We start from the raw sequence: 20464 nt of genomic DNA, 5'->3' as shown, positions 1-20464 counted from the left end.
GATGTACACCTTTGTTTGATCATTACCTCAAGTTACCCACGCCGAATGTCAGCCGCCTACACGCCAACGACTCCCCAGATTTCTGCAGATACGCTTAACAAGCTGACCGTCGCCCAATTGCTGACACCTCAGCAGATGAAGGTTGCATTGGTCAAGGAACGCATTCGTTGCGACCGATATGGCCAATGTTTTGGCTTGATTGTGACCGAGCTTTATTGCAGTTCTTCGGAATACAAGAAACGCTTGAAAAAATTCGCGGACATTTTGCACAACCGTTTGCGGATCACAGACGAACGCGGTTTGCTGGATGGTGGCCAAGTGGCCATTTTGTTGCCGATGGCCGATTACCGTTCGACTCGCAAAGTTCTAACGTCGATTACCAGTTTGGCTGCGGATGAAGGGATCTTCTTTCGAGCGAAGGTGGTAAACTATCCGCCGACACCGTTGCCCAAAGAAGATCTTGTGGATGACAAGGATGACTCGTCGCACGATCGTATGACCGGTGATGCGGTTTATCAAATACTTGATCACGCAATCGAAGGCAAATCGGATTTGGGCTTTGCGCAAATTCCTGTAAGTTGTCAAAGCGTTTCGATTGGGAATATCTATCAGTATGTCGCGCGGCCTTATCCATGGTGGAAGCGAGCGTTTGATGTTTCCGCCTCGGCGGCTGGCCTAGCGGTTGCCGCTCCGATTATCGCGACGGCGGCAATTGTCATTCGCTGCACTTCAGAAGGCCCCGCTTTTTTTACGCAAGCAAGAACTGGCCAACATGGTCGCAAGTTTCATATCCTGAAATTGAGGACGATGGTCAAAGATGCAGAATCGCTGAAGTCATCGCTGCAAGAACGCAATGAACGCGATGGCCCGGCCTTTAAGATGATCGCCGACCCTCGCGTCACCAAGGTAGGGCATTTTCTGCGACGCACAGGGATCGACGAACTGCCTCAGTTGATCAACGTCCTGAAGGGAGAGATGTCGATCGTGGGCCCACGTCCACTGCCGTGTGACGAAGACGCCGACTGCGAACCGTGGCAACGCCGCCGCTTGGATACCAAGCCAGGATTGACGTGCGATTGGCAGATCTCCAAAAGCCGCAAGATCCCGTTCGTCGATTGGATGCGGATGGACTTGCGTTATGGCGATCGTCGTTCGTTGCGCGGCGATTTGTTGCTGGTCGTTAAAACATTCGCATCCGTCTTTTTGGGACGCGTTGGGCACTAACCAGTACGACACCTGTACCTAATCAGGTTTAATTTGCCCAAGTTGGCTGATTTCTTGTTACAATCGCTCGCTCGTTTTACACCGATTGGACTCAAGAAAACAGCTTGCCCCCATGCTTTCCCACCAACTTCTGGCCAACATTCTCGAATCGATTTCGGCTGCCGCTGGGCTCAGTCGGCCAGGCTTCCTGTTCAAAGCAGACCAACGTTGGCAACCCATGAGCAGCTCGGCGCTGAGGCCCGAGCAACAATCGCAGCTTTCAACCGCCGCCGGGAATCTGAATCGCGAAGGGATCATTCAACGCAGCGAGCCGTTTGCATTCATGCTCGTGCCGACCAAATCGTTTGACTCGGTGTTGTATTGGTTCGAAGATTCAAACGCTCGGCCCGACGTCGTGCTGCGATCTTCTTCGTGGATCGCTTCGTTGGTCGATTCATTCAACCAGTCCGATAGCGAATTGGCAGAGAAGCGACGCTTGGAAGAAATTATCATCCAGGCCAGCCACTGGGTAGGGATTCGCGATATCAAAGAGCTGCTTGACGCGATTGCCAAAGCGGCCGTAGAAATGTTTGACGCGGACCGTTCGAGTATTTTTTTGGCCGATAGAAAAGCTCATCAACTGGTGGGCTATCCCGCCATTGGGATTTCCAAAGGATTGTTGCGTGTCCCCGACAACGCAGGCATTGTAGGAGCGGTCTATCAATCGCTGCAGGCCAAGCGTTGGAAGTCTGACGATCCAACGGACGAAGTCAATCGCAGCGTGGATCAGGTCAGCGGTTATCGCACTCAATCCTTGCTGGCAGTGCCGCTGTTAGATCGGCGTGGCAAAGCACTGGGGGTTTTCGAATTGATCAACGCAAAGTCCGGCAGCTTCACGGCCATCGACGAAAAGCTGCTTGTGCCATTGGCCGCAATTGCCGCTTCGGCCATCGCCACCACGCAACAAGTCCAATCGTTGCTCAGCGGTCGCAACGCACTGGTGAACTCGCAACCCAAGCCCTTTGAGTTGATCGGCAGCAGTCCGTCGGCTGTTAAGTTGCAGCAGGAACTCAAAACGATTGCCGCAACGGATTTGCCCGTGCTGCTGCTGGGCGAAAATGGAACCGGCAAGGAAGTTGCCGCGCGAGCGATTCACGCCGCCAGCGCTCGCGCTGCTCAGCCTTTCGTGGCAGTCAATTGTGCGGCGATCACGGAAACGTTGCTGGAGAGCGAGTTGTTTGGCCACGAACGAGGAGCGTTTACCGACGCGCACGAATCGCGAGTGGGCAAGTTCGAGCTTGCCAGCGGTGGCACTCTGCTGTTGGACGAGATCGGCGACATGAGCTTGAGCGGCCAAGCGAAATTGCTGCGAGTTCTTGAGGAACGGACCGTTGTGAAAGTCGGTGGTTCCGATTCCATATCCGTCAATGTACGGGTGATTGCAGCGACCAATCAAGATCTTCCCAGCTTGATTGCGACTGGCAAGTTTCGCGAAGACTTGTACTATCGCTTAAGCGTCGTGCCGATCGAGATCCCTTCGCTGCGTGATCGCGGCGGTGATATTGAACCGCTGGCGACCCATTTCTTGCAGACCTTTGCCATGGAATTTGGTCGAGAAGCTCAAACGCTCAGCGACGCAGCGCTCGACAAACTGAAGTCCCACGCTTGGCCTGGAAACATTCGCGAGTTGCGAAACGTCATGCTGCGAGTTGCGGCCCTTCACCCAGACGCAAAGATCGACGCGGAACATATTCGTTTTGTAGCCAGCGCCCGAGAAAGCCAAATGGCTGAATCGAATGATTTTCGCGACAAGACGTTGGTGGACGCAACCAATGAGTTTCAAGCGATGGTGATCGAGCAACATATCGAAGCGGCCGAGAAGAACATGACGCAGGCGGCTGAGACGCTGGGTCTGCAGCGCAGCAATCTCTATCGCAAGATGAAGCAGTTGGGCATGAAGCAGCGATAGCGGACCAACGTTTGCGTTACGCAATCGCATCAGTGAACCTCTCAAACTATTGGAACGATTCATGTTGACACAGAACACAGCGATACACCGAATCTTAACCGTAGTATTTTTGCGATACGCGCGATCGCTTCGAAAGAATCGATCTGTTGTTCCTCATCCGACGAGATTTCTCGTCTCGCTCTATTCCATATGCACATTGGCATGTACGGATGGAATCGCGTTGGGAGATTCGCGGCGACCAGTTCGCAACGCGGTTGTCTTTGTTGCAGACGATTTGGGGTGGGCTGATCTAGGATGTACCGGCAGCGATTTTTACGAGACGCCCAATTTGGACGCACTGGCCAGCACCGGCGTCCGCTTTACGGATGCGTATGCTGCTTGTCCGGTATGCTCCCCAACACGAGCCAGTATCGTCACAGGCTTGTGGCCTCAACGGACGGGCATCACCGATTACATAGGAGCCGCCAGCGGCGCAAACTGGAAACGCAACACGAAGCTGGTGCCAGCAGGGTATCGGCATGAGCTGGATTTGTCATACCAGACGTTTGCGGAGGCCTTGAAAGGCTCAGGTTACGCAACCTTTTTTGCCGGCAAATGGCACTTGGGCGGTGAAGCTTACTGGCCAGAACACCAAGGATTCGATTTCAACTTGGGTGGCATCGATCGAGGAGGTCCCTACGGCGGCGACAAGTACTTTAGTCCGTATGGTAACCCGCGTCTGAGCGATGGTCCCAAAGGTGAACATCTTCCAGATCGGCTGGCGCGCCAGACGGCCAGTTTTATCGAGAACTGTAAAGTGCAGGACAAGCCCTTCGTGGCTTATCTGGCGTTCTATTCAGTTCATACGCCATTGATGGCGCGTCCGGACCTGGAAGCCAAGTATCAACGCAAACGGGAAAGCTTGTCGGCAGAACGAAAAGTTTTTGGCGAAGAACCTCCACGACAAGTCCGATTGATCCAAGACCACGCGGTGTACGCTGGAATGGTAGAAGCTATGGATCAAGCGGTTGGAACAGTTCTAAACGCTCTGGAAGCTCAGGGCCTGTCCGACGAAACGCTAGTCATTTTCACCAGCGACAATGGAGGCTTGTCCACTAGCGAGGGCTATCCCACATCGAACGCGCCGCTGCGTGCAGGCAAAGGATGGATGTATGAAGGAGGCATTCGCGTTCCCATGATTGTCCGTTATCCACAGCGATTTCCCACTGGGGTAACTTCCGACGTCCCTGTGTGCAGCGTTGATCTAGCTCCAACATTGCACGCGCTGGCTGATCCCGACTATACCACGACATACGATGGGCGGCCGCTAGCTCAATTGTATGAGGAATCGCGACGGGCACGCGAGCTTACAGATGCAACGTTTGATTCGGACCCACGGAACCGACCGCTGTTCTGGCATTACCCGCATTATGGTAACCAAGGCAGCGCGCCTGCGTCTGCGATTCGGTACGGTAATCTAAAGCTGATTCGCTGGTACGAAGATCAACGTGAGGAACTGTTTGATCTCAGCGATGATCTTGGCGAAGGTAAGCCTTTGAATTTAGATCGCCCGGAAGTCACGAAGATGCGACAGATGTTGAGCGATTGGTTGGAGGACGTGGCGGGGAAGTATCCGACGTTCAATCCCGATTACGATCCGAACACAGCAGATGGTCGGAGCGATCCCGCCAGGCCGGTGGCTGGTAATAGATAGCCGCGGTGAGTTCCGCCAGCGGTTGTAGCGTACGGTCTGTAACAACTGGACCGGCTACCGCAGAACTCCTGAACGAAATAATTTGCCTTTAGTTAACGTCGTGGTATTTTTCGAAAGCTGCGATTTTTTTAATAGCTGAGGTTCGATTATGAGCAAAATCTGTTTTTTGGCGATCATGTTGGTAGCTATCGTTTCTGCCTCAGGTTGCGGTGTGATGCGATCGGTTGAGCAATGGAAGTGTGACCGGTTGGGCATGTGTCATTTCGGAACGCGTCCATCGATGCAGATGCCGCCACCGATTCCGGTTTATCAACAGGGCGCTTCTTGTCCGAATCAACCCGGCTACGTCTACCAGCCGTAATCCGGTTCGGTACAGACTAACTCGGTTCGTAGTCCCGGCTGTTGTTCGTAGTCCCGGCTATTGTTCGTAGTCCCGGCTATTGTTCGTAGTCCCGGCTTTAGCCGGTCTTCCTTGCGCGTGCATTCCGCCTGAAGGCGGTACTACGAACGGAGGACTCAACCTGCACGCTTCAGCGGTAAGTCACTCTGGTTCAGTTTGTTGTATAACGTCTTCAAACTGATGCCTAACTCTTCAGCGGCAGCGGGCTTGTTCCCGCCATGACGCTGCACTGCTTCCATAATAGCGACGGCTTCTAGTTCCTTCAGACTCATTGGGCTTAATCCCACGTTCGCCGCGTTGCGTACTTCCTTACGCAAGCGACGATCGCTGAAATGTTTTGGAAGATGGCAGGGTTGAATCGGCAGGCTGTCGCACAAAATCGTCGCATGCTCAATCACATTGGCCAGTTCGCGAACATTGCCCGGCCATTGATGCGACTTAAGCACTTCGATTGTCTCGGGCGAAAAGATATTTTGTTGGGAAGCGTGCTCGGGATGGAACCTGAGGTACAAATGGCGGGCCAGCAGTTCCACATCGTCGATACGTTCTCGCAGTGAAGGGACTGTGATTTCAAAGGCATTGATGCGGAACAACAAGTCCTCGCGAAACGACCCCTGCTCAACCATGTCGTCCAAGTCGCGATGCGTTGCACACACGACGCGGACGTCGACATGTTTGACTTGATTGTCGCCGATGCGACGCACATCGCCGCTTTCTAAAACGCGCAGCAGCTTGGCCTGCATCGCCAAAGGTAACTCGCCAATTTCGTCAAGAAAGACGGTGCCGCCGTTGGCCATTTCGAACAAGCCTTCGCGATCCATATCTGCACCCGTGAACGCACCTCGGCGGTGGCCAAACAGTTCGCTTTCAATCAAGTTTTCAGGCAGTGCACCGCAATTGATCGCGACAAAAGGTTTGTCTTTGCGCATGGAGCGATCGTGGACCGCTCGGGCAACCAATTCTTTGCCGCACCCCGTTTCACCGCGAATGAGCACGGTCGAATTGGTCGGAGCGACTTTCGACGTAAGCTTTTGAACGACGCCCATGCTCTGATGGTTGCCGATTAATTGACGAGCGCTACGCTGTTCCGATGGCGTTCCGTTCTGCAAGGCAACGTATTGCTTCCGCAGTTCACGTCGCGCTGCGATGCGCGCAAGGAGACTTTCCAGTTCGCTCAGTTTGCATGGCTTGGAAAGATAATCGACGACCCCAAATCGTAACGCAGCGACCGCGGTTTCCAGCGATTGTTTCCCCGTTAATACGATCGCTTCCGTGGCAGGCGAGATCGAGTGCGCGCGGCGGATGACTTCGATGCCGTTCATGCCCGGCATATCCAAATCAACCAACAAGCAGTCGTAGGTATCCATTTGCAAAGCGGCCACCGCCGTGTGTCCGTCGGGACAAACGGTGACGCGATGCCCCATTTGAGGCAGCTCCATGCGCATCAATTCTTGCAGCGAACGTTCATCGTCGGCGAACAGGATCGACAAGCTGCTGGGGTCAGGCGGCTGCGGAGACGGCGATCGTTTGTTGTTTTGATTCATGATTGGAATGAGAAGAAACTGTAGGAATTAACACTTCAAACTTAGAACCGAGATTCACGCCGCGGGAACTGGCAGCGATACGTCCGGCATGGTCCGCGATAATGCGGCTGGTGATCGGCAGGCCTAAGCCAGTGCCGCGACCATCGCGTCGACGGGTAAAAAATGGTTCAAACAAATGAGCACGCACTTCGTCGGTCATGCCACAGCCATTGTCTTCAATCGTCAGGCTAACCCACTGATGATCGGACCGAACGGTCACACGCACTTCCTGATCATCGCGTTCGGGCAGCAGGGCATCGAGCGAGTTCGTCAATAAGTTCAGTACGACCTGCTTCATCTCTTGTGGCGAGGCCCAAGCCATCGCGTCGGAGTCCGCTTCGAAACGAATCTTGCTGTTTCGATATTGGCCCAAGTGTCGCACCAATTCGATGACATCTTGCACGATATCAACAAGGTCGATCGCATGCTTGCGTTCCACTTGGCTGAGCCGCGAGAAGTCCAGCAACCGTTCGGTGATGCCCTTGCATCGAAACGCTTCGTCTTGGATTCGCTTGAGGTACGTCTTTAGCGTCTCCAGTTCGGGGATTTCGACTCCCGTCTTTTCCGCGATTGGATGTAGGATGCGGTGCAACCGCGATTCCAGGGCTTCGGCACTCCAAGCGATCGATGCTAGCGGATTGTTGATTTCGTGAGCGACACCAGCGGCCAGAAAGCCGACGCTGGCCAGTTGTTCGTTGCGGATCACTTCTTGCGAGCGTTCCATGACTTCGTGGTTCAGATCGTTCTGGATATCAAGGAATGTCTTCGTTCCTTTGTTGATGACAAACGCAAGCTCAGCGATCTCATCTTCCGAATCGATCTCGATGGTGTGTTCGAATTTTCCTGAAGCGACCAGACGAGCGCCTTCCAAAAGCTTCTTGAAGGGGCGAATGACGGCGATTCTTGCATAGGCGATCAAGCCGGTGAGCAACGATGCGGCTACGGCGAACGAGAACCAAGTCATCGCGATCCAGATTCGATACTGGATTCGCACTTCATCTCGCACGCTAGCCATGCGTGTGTGAAGTAGCGAGGGCAGTTGATGAACCATCTCGGCCAGTTCGCTTAACTGCTGTGCTTGAATGGCCGCTGTCATGGCATCGATCGTGACATCATCGCCTCGGTATCGATTGGAGATGTTTTCCAACAGTGTTGTGATGCGAGCGAGCTTAGCTTCTTCTAATGAGCTATCGGACAAGTATGGATTTTCGACGTAGTTGGAATCCAATTTCGCTTGATAGCGAGCGATCGACTCTTTCAAGTCTCGCATGGAATCGCGGTATCGTCGGCGCTCGCCCCAGCGGTTGTCGGTGGAAAACAGCTTCGGTGTGAGGTTGCTTTCATCGTATATATGGCGAAACGAATGCCGCAGATCGTCGACGTGCCGCACAAGTTGTGCTGTAATCGGAAACTCGTTAGCGCGATGGCTTAATGTGGCTGCTAGATCTCGATAAGCGTACACGCCGCGCAGGCTGCTGTAGCCCAAAACCATCACCACGATCCCGAGCACGATGGTTGCGATCAACAATTTCTTGCGAATCGTCCTGCGGCTTGAGAATGATTTGTTGTTGGTTGAGGTCGGACTCATCGGCGAGCGAGCTACAATGTGCAGTGGGATAACCGCCGTTAAAGGAGCGATCGGCAGAGTGCCTTGCAGCTATACCAAACCTTGCGAGGCGGGCAACAGAGCAATTCCCCAGAAACACCCGAAGTAATGGCAGCAAAAGTTGTCCGCTGCAGGGATGTTGCTACGCCAACGCTAGCGGGTACGATTGGATGGAACGCACTCCTAGATCTCGAACCCTCGTGGACGATTGACGCAATATGCTATTACGACCCCTCCCGCGGCACCTGTTTTCCTTTTGCCTTCTCGTTGTCTTGGCAGTACATGGCAGTGGACACGCGCTGGCTCAGATCGTCGTCGCAGCTCCGCAGATTCATTCAGATTCGGATCGGCATGTGCTGCCGGGGCCGCTGCACGCTTATGTTACCAAGCCCGACGACAGTTTCGGTTACGAGCTGGCCGAATCAGGAAGTGCAGAGAATTGCACTTGGCTGCGCTACAATGTAACTTCGCAGACGTGGCAAGGCATTCCTTGGCGGCATGTGATGTGGCTGATCTTGCCACAAGCGGCGGTTGAAGCGGTCGACGACGGGGAGGGCAGCGACGCTTCTGCTAGCTCGCGTGGCTTGGCGATAAGTGGCGATTCAGCCATTTTGTTTATCGGCGGCGGATCATGGAAAGCCGATTGGGCTGGTCGCCCACCGCAAAGCTTAAACTTACCCCGCGAGTTTCCAGTGCTCAGTTCGCTGGCTACCAAAACCAACTCGCCGGTCGTGTTGCTGGAACAAGTCCCCTTTCAGCCGATCTTGGATGGTCGTTTTGAAGACGCAATCATTGCCGAAACGTTTCGCAGATTTCTGATGGGCGAAGGCGAAGACTGGCCGCTGCTGCTGCCCATGGTGAAAGCCGCTGTGGGGGCCATGGGGGTCGCTCAAGAACAAATGATCGAACGGTTCCAGTACCCGATTTTGCGTTTCACCGTTAGCGGAGCCAGTAAGCGCGGCTGGACGACTTGGCTTACAGCAGCGGTCGACCAACGCGTCGATGCGATTGCCCCAATCGTGATCGATATGCTGAATATGCCCAAGCAGATGGACCACCAGCTCGCAACTTGGGGCGTCTACAGCGACGAGATCGCAGATTACACCACGCTGGATTTGCCGAAGTATCTTGCCACACCGCGCGGAGAAGAGTTACGCCAAATCGTCGACCCATACTCCTATCGCAAAGTGCTTGATTTGCCCAAGCTGTTGATCTTTGGAACCAATGATCGTTACTGGACGTTGGATGCTTGCAACCTGTACTGGGATGACTTGGTCGGCCCAAAAAATGTATTGTACATTCCGAACAATGGGCACGGGATTAAGGACTTCGAACGCTTGACCAACAGTCTAGCCGCACTGCATGTCAGTCGAAAGCAGCAGCAAACGCTGCCTTCGATGGCGTGGGCTTATCAAGCGATCTCCGAAGGCAACGGCAAACTCACGGTCACTCCGGACACAGAGCCCGAAAGTTGCTCGCTGTGGATTGCAAGATCCAACTCGAAGGACTTTCGCAATGCCCAGTGGATTACACTGCCAATGTTTCGCCAAGCGGACGGACGTTATGCGATCGCGATCGAGCACGAGAATGACGCGAACGTAGCATTCTTTGCCGAGCTTGTGACCAAGCAGGAAGCCAACACGGCATACTTGTCGACCAATGTTACGATCCTTTCCAAGGCCGCGCAGTGATGGAAGACTTAAAGGCTTGTCATTGTTGTGGAATGATACAAAAAGTTGATGCTCGCGCCGAACAAGCGACCTTCTTTTGTTGTCGCTGCCACACTTCCCTTGGAACATGTGCGGCGAAACATTGGAGTCGCGATCCCGCTTTGGCGTTTGCGTTGGCGGCGTTGATCTTGTATTTCCCCGCGATACTGCTGCCGATCTTGCGGATCGACCAGTTTGGATTTCATCATGTTAGCTCCTTGCTAGGTGGCACCATCGAGCTGATTCAACATGGCAGTTGGTTTGTGGGCGTGATCGTATTGTTGTTTTCAATCGTGTTACCGTTTGTGAAAATCTTAGGGATACTCGAATTGACGCTACTGCAGTGGTCCGGCCATCGCCATCGAGCCTGGGTCTATCGGTTCGTAGAAGCTGCCGGTCGATGGGGGATGATGGATGTCTTACTGCTCGCACTTTTGGTCATGCTGGTCAAACTGGGCAGCATGATCCAGTTTCAGCTTGGCCCTGCGGTGATCGCTTTCGTGGCCTGCGTTATTTGCAATATGCTGGCGTCGATCTACTTTAATCCTCACGCTATCTGGACGCAGGAGCAACCTACGTAATGGCATCAACCCAGCAGCCCGAGATTCCTAAAGCACTTGCGAAAAACGAACTTCCTCAACGAGGGATACCTGGATTGGTATTGGTCGTTAGTCTGTGTGCAGTCGCGTTGGCCGTCTATGCAGCGTACACCGCAAGACAGCCAGCAGGCACCGAAATTACGATTCGATTCTCAAAAGGGGAAGGCTTGCAAGTTGGTGATCTGCTGCGGCACCGCGGAGTCGCAATAGGCGAAATCAAGAAGATTCAGTTATCGGAAGATTTGGAACAAGTCCTGGTCACTGCGTTTATTCGCGCCGATGCTAAACAAGTTGCAACGGTTGGAACACGCTACTGGATCGTGCGTCCAGAGGCCAGTGTGCAGGGCTTGCGTGGCCTTGAGACAATCTTTTCAGGACAATACATAGCCGTTGATCCATCGCGACGCAAACCGGAGTTATGCACGGTCTTTGATGGTTTACCGTCTGCGCCGGTTACGCAGTTGCCAGGCGATGCACTGGAGATAGTTTTGGAAACAAGCAACCTCGCTGGCCTGCAAGCATCAGCGCCGATTCTGTATCGCGGTATGGAAGTGGGACGCATCCAATCCATAGGCCTGTCACCAGATTCCAGATGGGTTCGCATCAATGCCACCATCGATGCGGACTATCAATCCTTGGTACGAAACAACACCGTCTTCTGGAACAGCAGTGGCCTCAAAATGAACATGGGGTTCAGCGGTTTTGCGATGGAGACCAACACGCTATCAAGTATCGCTCTGGGGGGTATCGAGTTCGCTACGCCGGAACCACCCGGAGCACAAGTTGCAATTGGCCATCGCTTTGAGTTATTCGCTAAAGCGGAAGAGCAATGGCGGCAGTGGCAAACGCCGATCGCTTCGGGACCGGGTTTGCGTTTAGATTTGAAGTCGTTGCCAATGATGCAGCCAGCGGCTCTCAAATGGTCGACTTCGTTTTACGGTTTGAAGCGATCGCAGCAGCGTGTCGGCTGGGTGCTAGCGCTGGATGACGGTACGTTGCTGGGCCCTGCTGATTTATTCAAGCAGCCAGAAGGCAGCGTTGATAATTCCGCGACGTTTGAATGTGCAGGCAAGTCGTGGCCGTTGTCCGCGGTCAGCCTGCGTTCGGATGCCCAAGGGCAAGCGTATCGTGCTCATGTGCCAGACTTTCCTGGTGCGGCGGAGAGCTGGTCTGCGCAGCAATTGAAACCGATGGATTTAGCAGCGATGCGAAAAGGGACGGGCTTGCTATTGTGCGAAGGCAACCAGCGATACTTGCCGTTGGAGTCGACGAGTCTGTCGGTCTCGCAGAATGGTGTGACGTTGAATGATCCAGCCAAGCTACCGAAGCCGTTGCATGGCTCGGTCGTTCTGGATCTCGCTCAGCGTGCAGTGGTGGCGATCGTGGTTGCTGACGAAGAGGCGTCGGTGTATGCCTTGATGCCAATTCCGAAGTAGGTGTTTGTAGGAAGTGTTCGTAGTCCCGGTACTACGAACTACGCCACCAAGGAGACGTGCCTTGCTTGGCGAGCTCTTCGTTTAATCGCAATCGACTGGCTTGTACGTTCGGTGCTGTTTCCGCAGACTCAATCGACAATGTATCCCAATCCCAGGCTACACCTGGCGTATTGGTTGCATCCAGCCAAGTGTTGCTCATGTCGTCCCCGCTTTGCTCAAGCTCTGCATACTCTCGCTCAAGTGGATCAGACCGACGATTGGGAGTCTCGCGCTCGTACCACAAATGATCGACGGCAGGCTCCTCCACCAACTCCACCACCTCTCGGTAAGGCTTCGGTTGTGCGCGGACTCTTCGCGGACGCTCCTCGACGACGGGTTCAGGAACCAACTCGGGCTCAGGTTCTGGCGGCAATTGCGGCTGCGGCTCAATCGTGACTACAGTTTCGACCACTTCCTCAACAACCGGTGTTTCTTCAACGGCCTCTTCGACGACTTCTTCGGTCACCACCTCGACGACCGGAGATTCGACTTCGTCTTCTACTTCGTCATAAGCTTCTTCGTACTCCTGAGCCTGCGAATCTTCGGACACTTCTTCGTACTCGTAGACGACTTCTTCCGGTTCAGGCTGATAGATCGTCGCTTCGCCAGATTTGCCTTGAGCGGGCAGGACGCGGACTTCGACATCGATCTCATGGAACATGCGCATGATGTGCTCATGGCAAGTAAAGAAGATTGTTTGATGGCCTAACTGCGAGAAATCACGCAGCACTCGAGCCGCATGTTTGGCACGTTCAGAGTCGAAGTTCACCAACACATCGTCCAGCACTAATGGCAACATCACGCCGCGTCGTGAGTAAGCGGCCGCTAGTGACAATCGCAAAGCAATAAAAACCGCTTCACGTGTCCCGCGACTGAGCACTTCGATCGGCAAGTCCTGGCCTTTATCATTCTCGACTCGCAAAGCGTTCTTGCCCAACGGAGTCCATACACGTCGGTACTTGCCATCGGTCAATTGCTTGAGGAAGACGCTCGCTTCACGTAATGTCTCCGGTTGGCGCTCTGTTTCATACACTTCGCAAACGCGGTTGAGCATCGCACTGGTGATGCCCAGTGTTCGCCAATGTTCAGCGGTTAACTCCAGTTGTCGATCCAGTACGGAAAGTTCCGTCTTGATCTCCAGCAGACGTCGGTCGCCCGCGATGGTTTTCATTTCTTGTTGCGTTTCGCCTTGTCGTTCCAGCAGTTGCGAGACTCGTTGTTCGGCTTGGCCAATGTGTTGCGAGATGACTTCCCAACGCTTTTCCAATTCGCTAGCCGCTTGCGCGTTCTCCAGCAGTCGGCCAACGGTTTCGTAAGGTACATTGCCACCGATGATCGCTTGGATTCGCGATTCGCGTTCGTCAATTTGAGCCAACAGTTTTTCGTGCTCACGCTTCTTGGCCAACAGGGATGCCAATTGAGCGGTATCTTCCACGGACAGTTCCGCGAGCAAGGCATCGCGAGATCGGATGATGCGTTCGGTAGTTTTTCGCAGCGCTTTGTGTTTGCGAATCAGCTCGTCGAATTCCCCCTTCAGCTCACGTCGCTTGGAGATAAATTGCTGCTGTCCCGCAATGATCGATTGCAAACGTGCGAGCTTGTCTGTTGGCGAATCAGAAGTATCGTAACCGGCCGTGGCGCTCGAGAACGACATGGGTGCTGGGACACGTTGCTTTGGATCTTGTTTATGGTCCAGTCGTTGCGTTGTGGCCGCTTGCGCTTTGGAGTAATCCTTGTTCCCCGAATTCGCAGCTCGATCGCTTGGGGAATTGCCCTCGCTGGCGGTCGGTTTCCCGCGAGCCGCACTGGCGGATGCACCGCTCAAAGCGAGCACCTGACGTAGCAGCGCGTCGATCTTGGCATCGATTGCCGTCAGTTCAATTTTTCGTTGCTCCAGTTCGTCTTCGCGAGCTTTCAGGCGTCGTCGGCTTTGAACCAGCGACTCGTAGCCTTCGGCCATAATGCGAATGCTCTTGGGCGATAGCGATTCAGCCAAGCCCAATGTTTGCAGCGTACGTTTCCATTGCGTAAGGCTGGTGCGTAAACCTTCGCTCGCTTCTTTTGCTTCACGCGTGACTGTCTTCAGTCGCAATTGAGCGGCTTCCAGGTTATGGCTGATGGGCAGCAAGGCTTCGAGATTACTGAGTTCCGCTTCTGCATCTCGAATGCGATGCTCAACCACGCCGCCTTGCTCAGGAACTAGCTTCAGCACCTCTTCGCGCTCTTGTTGAGTCTTACGTATCTGAGCCATCAACGCATCGATCTGGCTTTCACAATCGCTGAGGTCACCGGAGGCAGATTTTTGGTCTGTTTGAATCCACATGTACCAAAACATCAATACGATCGCGCCCAGGAATGCCATGAACATGGCCGAGTTCTTAGGAATAATGTTTTCGGCGAAACTGGTCCCAAGCGTCAGCAGTCCGACCAACAGCAGTGATCCGCCAGCGACGAACAACACGCCAAAGACACCAATGCGTTCCAGCGGCAGTGTTTGGTAGCTGGCAAGGTTGACCGCCTCGGTGTCCAATTCTTTACGATGCTTGATCAGCTTGTCGACTCGCTCGTCGACTTGAGCCAGCTTGCGTAGGTTTCCAAGTAAGGTTTGTTGTTGAGCCAATGCGGTAGGCAGGTCAGGCTGCTTGCGCAGTTCTAAAAAGTGCTTGACCTTCTCCGTAAGCTTGTCGACCTCTTTTCGTTCGTTAGCGAAACGCACGCGAGCTTGCTTCAATCGCACTTGGTAAGTGCGAACGTCTTTGGCGGGGCCAGCTAGCTGAGAGATCGCTTGCGATGAAAGGTCTGGCAGATTGGCCATACGTTTGTCGTTCAACAACGATTCTTGGTCTTCATCGGTCAGTCCCAATCGCTTCGCGTTTTCGATCAGGTCTTCGCGAGCTTCGTTGACTTGAGTTGTCAGTTGATGAATCTGCTTTTGCAACGCGGCGATCCAAGGCCCCTGTTCATTGGCTACATCGATCCGTGTCGCCAATCCCATGATGCCTTTGTTCAGCGGCAGTGCATCCGACTCGCGACGAATTCCATCGCGTTGCTCTTTAAGTTCTTCGATTGCCAGCCGTTTTTCATCGATCTCCAATTGCAGCTTCTTCAGTCGCTCTTCGGAATCATCGGGCAGGTCCAGACGAGCGTTGAGTTGTTTGACCGAATCGCGAAGCTGGCTGCGTTGCTTCCAAGGGTCTCGGACTTGAATCGCCAACTCGATCGTTTTGGCTTCAAGCGTCAGGGTTTCAATGCGAGTTCGCAGCTCTTGGATTTCTTTTTGCTGCGACTTGCGAATCGACGCTAGTTCGCTCCAGCGGCGCGAGCGATTGTTCAGTTGCTCCAGCTCTTCACGCAGTTTATCGCGACGCAGCATGATCGCTTGCATCTGTCCCTTTTCACTATCGGGAGCCACGATTTGTCGTCGCGCGGACTTTAGTTTTCGAATGACGTCCACCAGCGAGACGCGGTCCATGCCGCTGGACAGCTTGTACAATTCGTCGGCCGCAGCGGTATCATCCAGTGTGTTCAGTTCTTGTAGTTCGCGCAGGCCGATCGCGAAAACGTTCGAGAAGATCCGCTCGTCAACATTGCCCAGCAAAGTAGACAAGCGATGTTGGCCTTGGCTGACACCATCGGCGCTGGTGACCGCCAGTTGCCCAGCAGTACTTTCGACATCCAATTGAGCACGACGAGCGATCTCGTATCCTCCGCCCGGACCAGACACGCGCATGATGCCACCGGGTTTTCCACCGTGAACCGGAGGCAGGTAGCGCAAACGACGCTCGGGCGTAAAGCCATAAAACATCGCCCGCAGGAACTGCATCAACGTGGTTTTACCCGCTTCGTTGGGCCCGTAAAAAACCACCATCGAGCTTGGCAGCGAATCGACGCTCAGCCCGCTCCATACGCCGAACCCGTCAATTTGAATATCGCGAATCTTCATGGCTTGCTCCTGGAAAGGTCTCCATTACCTTCTCGTACAAAATTACTCTTTGGTCTCGATGTAACCAAAACGACGTGTGCATGACAGTAGATCAACGTTGTGGCCACGCAAGAGATCAACTCCTAGCAGTGTTGCCAAATCCAGTTCGCTCTTGCGATGATGGCCCGTCGCTTCTTGCCCTAAGGTCGATTGCCAAATCAGTCCACCTGGCGTTTCGGTGTCGATTAAAGCGTTCAGTGGAAAAGCGTTGGATGAAGCCTTGCGAGCATCGGTGGCAGTTCTTAAAAAGTCACCCAAGATCGTGTCTTCTTCCATCCATTTGTTCGGGAAAGACTTCGGAGGAATCACTTCGATATCGGTTGACCAGACCGACGGCGATCCATGCCCGAATTCGCGGCGCAGCCACACGAGCATTTCTTCGAGTGCTGCGGGGCCGACCACCGACGCGTTCTCCAAGTCCATCTGCACCTTCCAGCTCAGCAAGATATGCCGACCAGCCGCTTGTGCTTGCAGCTTTTGAACACGTTTGGCCATCATCGCGCGCAGATCACCGGCAATAGCCATGTCATCAGCATCAATCACTTGCTCGCTATAACGAAATAGGTCGCAATCGATGGTATGAACGCGAGTGGAACCGGCCGCATCGACTTCGCACACATTGAAGCCGTGGCTACCTTGCTCCAGCATCGAGCGTCCTTGCGTGGTGCCAGCGTAATAGATATGGTGCCCATCGTTGGCAAGATTCTTGCGAGCATGAATGCCGCCCAGCGCCCAGTAATCGATACGTTCGCCCGCTAACGAGTCGCCGTCCGCTTTGCCATAGGCGGCCGCGATGCGAAACAGGTCGTCATCATCGAAATGAAATTCCGCTGCATTGATCGCTTGACGTCCATCGCACGATCGGCCAATGATGGTTGCAATCGGGACTCCCGCTCGACGGAAGGTGGCTTGTTCTGACTTGCGATCGGAGAAACGATGGACGTTGGCTGGCAGAGCGACCGCTTCTGGCCAGCGATCCAGCGCGTCGACTTCTCCGGTGATCCAATAGACTGGGATATTTTTCTTTTGCAGCGATTCGAATTGTTCGAGGAGGAAAGCTGGCCCACAAGCGCCTGAGGCGATGGGGTGTAATAGATCGCCGGTCAAGATCATGAAGTCCGCGTTTTCAAGCACAGCGCTTTCAAAGACCGCCTCCGCCGCTTTCCACGGGGCGTCAATAATGGCTGCTCGCAAGTGATCTGGCAGATCCGGCAGGTCCGTCAGCGGTCGTTCCAAATGGAAATCGCTGGCGTGAATAAATCGAAAGGATTCCTTCCCCATCTTTATCGGCTCCCAATCATCGTGAGCATCTAGTGAGACTAATTTGCTAGCACACATTGCGTTTCATTACGCCAGTACGGTGGTCTAACATGAGGTAGTCTAGTGTAATTGGTGAGTCTGTGCCAACATCGGTTTTCTGGGTAAAATGGAGAATCTGAAGAAAAGCTGTTTTGCGGCGGGGGCTTTGGGGCCAAGCAAACTGCGTGGAATTCATCAGAAGGTCTTTCAATTGGGCAGCAGATTGGCAAAGTACGGTTGCTACAACCATTGCTAAAGCTGCCCGAATGGACTGACAATGAGATTGCCGCGATGGATGTGAGCAAATTGGAGAAACTAGTCGGCGATTTACAGGACCGCTTGCGCAATCGATTGTAGCCGCAGTCGATTTACTGCCAAGAATACTCTTAGCCTGTGAGCTATCAACAAGGCGGGCTGCAATATCGACGCTTGCTACGCAAACGATACGATTATGGCCGTTTCGTTCGGCGGTGCGAACGACGACTATTGAAAATCCACAGCTGAGCTGCAAAATCCAACTCTAACGATCAATAAGTTGGATGCGGTAAGGGAAGTTCAACTCTAAGTCTACTAGTTGAGCTGATACAAGGGCGGCGCGGTAGATCGCAATAATTCTTCCTGGGATTCATCAAGACCATAGGCCGCGACGATCACAGTGCACGGAGCATGATACTGACCAAACCCGTTCCAAAAATTTTCCGGTGACATTTCCGGAAGCCGGATATAGATCGCATCGAGGCCTGTCACCCCCTCCATGTGCTTCATAAGAAGCACGGCCCCATTTTTGTCTCCCCGGTAAAGCACATCATGCAGGCCTGAACATTCTAGTCCCTCAAAAATGTTGTCAGGCGTCGGGCGATCAAACAAGAGGTCCATCGACATAGTTTCGGAAGTGGGACTGACCACTGTTTTCGGCGATAGATTGCGACACTCCAAAGATCTAACTCGCGAATCGGCAAGGTTAGCGTTAAGCACCTGCATGCCCGTTGGGTGCGACGGGTCACCTCTAACACTAACTTCTAATAGCAACTTGCAGTTCGCAATCTTCAGATCGGCTGAATGCGATATGAGGTTCAGATCTAACTTTTCCAGCGAACTGCAGTTCTCGATAGTAACGGCATTCGACTGCACCGCTCCAAGTATCGCTGTCAGGCTTACAAGACTCTTTCCGTCGCGAACAATGACACTTGTTGACTCGCCTTCGCAAAAGATAGTCAACACCCTTAAGAACTTGCTATCACACACCAATTCCGCATCTTCTGTGACACAGAAATCAATATGCGTTAACCTTAGTTTCTGCATCAGCTCCCGAAAAACTGTCGTCCCAATTGGCTCGCTGATCGACAGGGATTGCAATAGGGGATACGAAGCAAGCGTCGACACTGTTTCTAAGTCAACGCGATCAAGTTCCATGCTCTGAACACTCCGTAGAACTCGAGTGCAATCCGTAAGATTCGATGCAGTTCCGAATAAGCTGCTGACTCTGGTAATCCCTTCAGGATAGAACAATCGCTCGATAAGCGGTGGAACGGATGTGTCGGTAATTGCATAGAAATGAGCGTTGGCAGTTTCGAGATCATGCTGGTCGACATTCCTATGACCGCCAGTCCACCACGCCAGCAAGATCGACCCAACAGCGCTCAGAGTGATGATCGCCAGACCGCTGCTGCACTGCCATCTCCAGTTTTTCGAACCGATGCGATTTTCTGGTCGAAATCCTTTAAACAAGGCAGAGAGTCCGAATCCAAACAACGCGATAGACACCGCAAGCACAAGCAAGTTTACCAGCAATGCCGAAGCAAAAAACTCTCGATGGTAAGAGTATGTTTCGAACTCTCTGAATGCAAGTTGCTCGCTGATGAATTGTGCGCTCGCAAATACGAGTGGCCAACCTGCCTCACCGTACTTTCGCTCTTCAAGTGGATTGTGCCCGTGCGGAAATAAGGCATTGACGATAAGCAATCCAGAATACGTTGCTAATATGCAGTACCGCGTCAGCGTGAGGAATACAGTGCCAATGCTAGCAGACGCGGCTGCAGACTGGACGATCAATCCACTTCGACGGCATGTATACACAAAGGCAAATAACATCAGGAACGTTGAGCAGAATGTCCTCAGAGAGAAGTTGTTTAAATCGTACTCGCTATAGTAAAGTAAATGACGATTATCGACTCCGGTATGAGAGAGATGATGTATCGCGGCAAAGCAGATCAACGCTACTCCCAGAATGGCGATATACCTTTGCCACTTCCTTCGAATTTGAATCGCGTGCCACATTGTCCATGTTGCCAGCGAATAAGTTGCTGATACAAAAACAACGTGAAGTTCCTTGCCGTAGTACATTGTTGCAAGCCAGTAGGCCACGATAGCTCCGCTGGCGACTAAGGCGATATAGTCGAACAAGGTCGCATGCTTCGTATCTTGTACAGGACAACGTAAGGCAGAATCGCTGCCGAGCTCAATTCTCGAACCTGAAAAAACTCGTGCAAGAATGGCTACGAACGACGCACTGGCAATCGCAACCAAGTGGTGAAATGTGGCGTACTTGTAAGGGTCTTCGAAATCCGATACCAACGATACAAAAGTCGTCAGAGCGATGACCGCGACCGCTACACTATTTGCAAACCAAGTCCTGGGGAAATGGAGCCAATACCAGACGCTCAGCAGAGACAACGGAATTGCATACGTTTCATCCCAACTATGCCGCAAGTATGGACTACGCGGCGTAAGCGAAATGACCACGAAGATTAGCAGCGCTAGTGCTACGGGAATCGCCGAAATAATCTGTTGCCTGGAGAACTTTTGAAAGTTGAAGAGGCTGTTTTGCATGACAATTGCGCTGGTTGAATTCCACTGGATAGGGAAACCGCAGTGTCTCACAATCGGGTCTGCCTGTACAGTATCTTCCACCTAGCGGATCATTGATTTGATCAGCAGGAACGCTCT

The 20464-nt window shown here is 53.1% G+C and carries 12 protein-coding genes; 7 read left to right on the top strand and 5 right to left on the bottom strand.

Going from position 1 to position 20464, the window contains the following annotated elements; translation table 11 throughout:
• The first annotated feature begins 45 nt into the window (after positions 1-45).
• The 4 genes from SH302x_RS18775 (at position 46) to SH302x_RS18760 (ending at position 5226) form a co-directional block, all read left to right on the top strand.
• Positions 46-1224, top strand: a complete 1179-nt coding sequence (locus SH302x_RS18775) for a sugar transferase (RefSeq protein WP_479364048.1) — start codon at positions 46-48, stop codon at positions 1222-1224.
• Between the two features lie 112 nt (positions 1225-1336).
• A complete protein-coding gene (locus tag SH302x_RS18770; protein WP_479364047.1) occupies positions 1337-3172 on the top strand; it encodes a sigma-54-dependent Fis family transcriptional regulator in 1836 nt (611 codons plus the stop codon).
• Positions 3173-3233: 61 nt separating this feature from the next.
• Positions 3234-4865, top strand: a complete 1632-nt coding sequence (locus tag SH302x_RS18765) for a sulfatase (protein ID WP_479364045.1) — start codon at positions 3234-3236, stop codon at positions 4863-4865.
• 148 nt (positions 4866-5013) lie between these two features.
• Positions 5014-5226, top strand: coding sequence for a hypothetical protein (locus SH302x_RS18760; protein WP_479364044.1), 213 nt, complete (start codon positions 5014-5016; stop codon positions 5224-5226).
• 155 nt (positions 5227-5381) lie between these two features.
• Here SH302x_RS18760 and SH302x_RS18755 read toward each other — a convergent pair whose 3' ends face one another.
• Together SH302x_RS18755 and SH302x_RS18750 are read right to left on the bottom strand one after the other, a co-directional pair.
• On the bottom strand, positions 5382-6755 hold the full coding sequence (locus SH302x_RS18755) for a sigma-54-dependent transcriptional regulator (RefSeq protein ID WP_479369287.1): 1374 nt from the start codon (positions 6753-6755) through the stop codon (positions 5382-5384).
• 10 nt (positions 6756-6765) lie between these two features.
• The gene (locus SH302x_RS18750; protein ID WP_479364043.1) at positions 6766-8436 is read right to left on the bottom strand and encodes a sensor histidine kinase; all 1671 of its coding nucleotides are present in this window, start codon (positions 8434-8436) and stop codon (positions 6766-6768) included.
• 236 nt (positions 8437-8672) lie between these two features.
• On the opposite strand from SH302x_RS18750, the gene SH302x_RS18745 reads away from it, so the two are divergent.
• From SH302x_RS18745 to SH302x_RS18735, 3 genes are read left to right on the top strand one after another with little or no spacing between them, the layout of a single operon-like run.
• A complete protein-coding gene (locus SH302x_RS18745; protein WP_479364041.1) occupies positions 8673-10145 on the top strand; it encodes a PhoPQ-activated protein PqaA family protein in 1473 nt (490 codons plus the stop codon).
• A gap of 32 nt (positions 10146-10177) precedes the next feature.
• Positions 10178-10744 (top strand): paraquat-inducible protein A, encoded by a 567-nt coding sequence (locus SH302x_RS18740; RefSeq protein WP_479364040.1) that lies wholly within the window; start codon positions 10178-10180, stop codon positions 10742-10744.
• A complete protein-coding gene (locus tag SH302x_RS18735; protein ID WP_479364039.1) occupies positions 10744-12198 on the top strand; it encodes an MlaD family protein in 1455 nt (484 codons plus the stop codon). Before SH302x_RS18740 ends, SH302x_RS18735 begins: the two co-directional genes overlap by 1 nt.
• Before the next feature lie 31 nt (positions 12199-12229).
• Here the strand turns inward: SH302x_RS18735 and SH302x_RS18730 are convergent, their stop codons facing one another.
• From SH302x_RS18730 to SH302x_RS18720, 3 genes are all read right to left on the bottom strand, one after another.
• A complete protein-coding gene (locus SH302x_RS18730) occupies positions 12230-16180 on the bottom strand; it encodes an ATP-binding protein (RefSeq protein WP_479364038.1) in 3951 nt (1316 codons plus the stop codon).
• Positions 16181-16222: 42 nt separating this feature from the next.
• Positions 16223-17557, bottom strand: a complete 1335-nt coding sequence (locus tag SH302x_RS18725; protein ID WP_479364037.1) for a metallophosphoesterase family protein — start codon at positions 17555-17557, stop codon at positions 16223-16225.
• 531 nt (positions 17558-18088) lie between these two features.
• On the bottom strand, positions 18089-20428 hold the full coding sequence (locus SH302x_RS18720) for a hypothetical protein (protein ID WP_479364036.1): 2340 nt from the start codon (positions 20426-20428) through the stop codon (positions 18089-18091).
• Positions 20429-20464 lie beyond the last annotated feature (36 nt).

The sequence above is a fragment of the Njordella calcicola genome, from assembly GCF_056494125.1.
This window is presented reverse-complemented; position numbering and strand designations above follow the sequence as displayed.

Excerpts from the sequence above, each read along its gene's own strand:
- SH302x_RS18775 (WP_479364048.1), top strand. The coding sequence starts at position 46 with ATGTCAGCCGCCTACACGCCAACGACTCCCCAGATTTCTGCAGATACG.
- SH302x_RS18770 (WP_479364047.1), top strand. The coding sequence starts at position 1,337 with ATGCTTTCCCACCAACTTCTGGCCAACATTCTCGAATCGATTTCGGCT.
- SH302x_RS18765 (WP_479364045.1), top strand. The coding sequence starts at position 3,234 with ATGTTGACACAGAACACAGCGATACACCGAATCTTAACCGTAGTATTT.
- SH302x_RS18760 (WP_479364044.1), top strand. The coding sequence starts at position 5,014 with ATGAGCAAAATCTGTTTTTTGGCGATCATGTTGGTAGCTATCGTTTCT.
- SH302x_RS18750 (WP_479364043.1), bottom strand. The coding sequence starts at position 8,436 with ATGAGTCCGACCTCAACCAACAACAAATCATTCTCAAGCCGCAGGACG.
- SH302x_RS18745 (WP_479364041.1), top strand. The coding sequence starts at position 8,673 with ATGCTATTACGACCCCTCCCGCGGCACCTGTTTTCCTTTTGCCTTCTC.
- SH302x_RS18740 (WP_479364040.1), top strand. The coding sequence starts at position 10,178 with ATGATACAAAAAGTTGATGCTCGCGCCGAACAAGCGACCTTCTTTTGT.
- SH302x_RS18735 (WP_479364039.1), top strand. The coding sequence starts at position 10,744 with ATGGCATCAACCCAGCAGCCCGAGATTCCTAAAGCACTTGCGAAAAAC.
- SH302x_RS18730 (WP_479364038.1), bottom strand. The coding sequence starts at position 16,180 with ATGAAGATTCGCGATATTCAAATTGACGGGTTCGGCGTATGGAGCGGG.
- SH302x_RS18725 (WP_479364037.1), bottom strand. The coding sequence starts at position 17,557 with ATGTGTGCTAGCAAATTAGTCTCACTAGATGCTCACGATGATTGGGAG.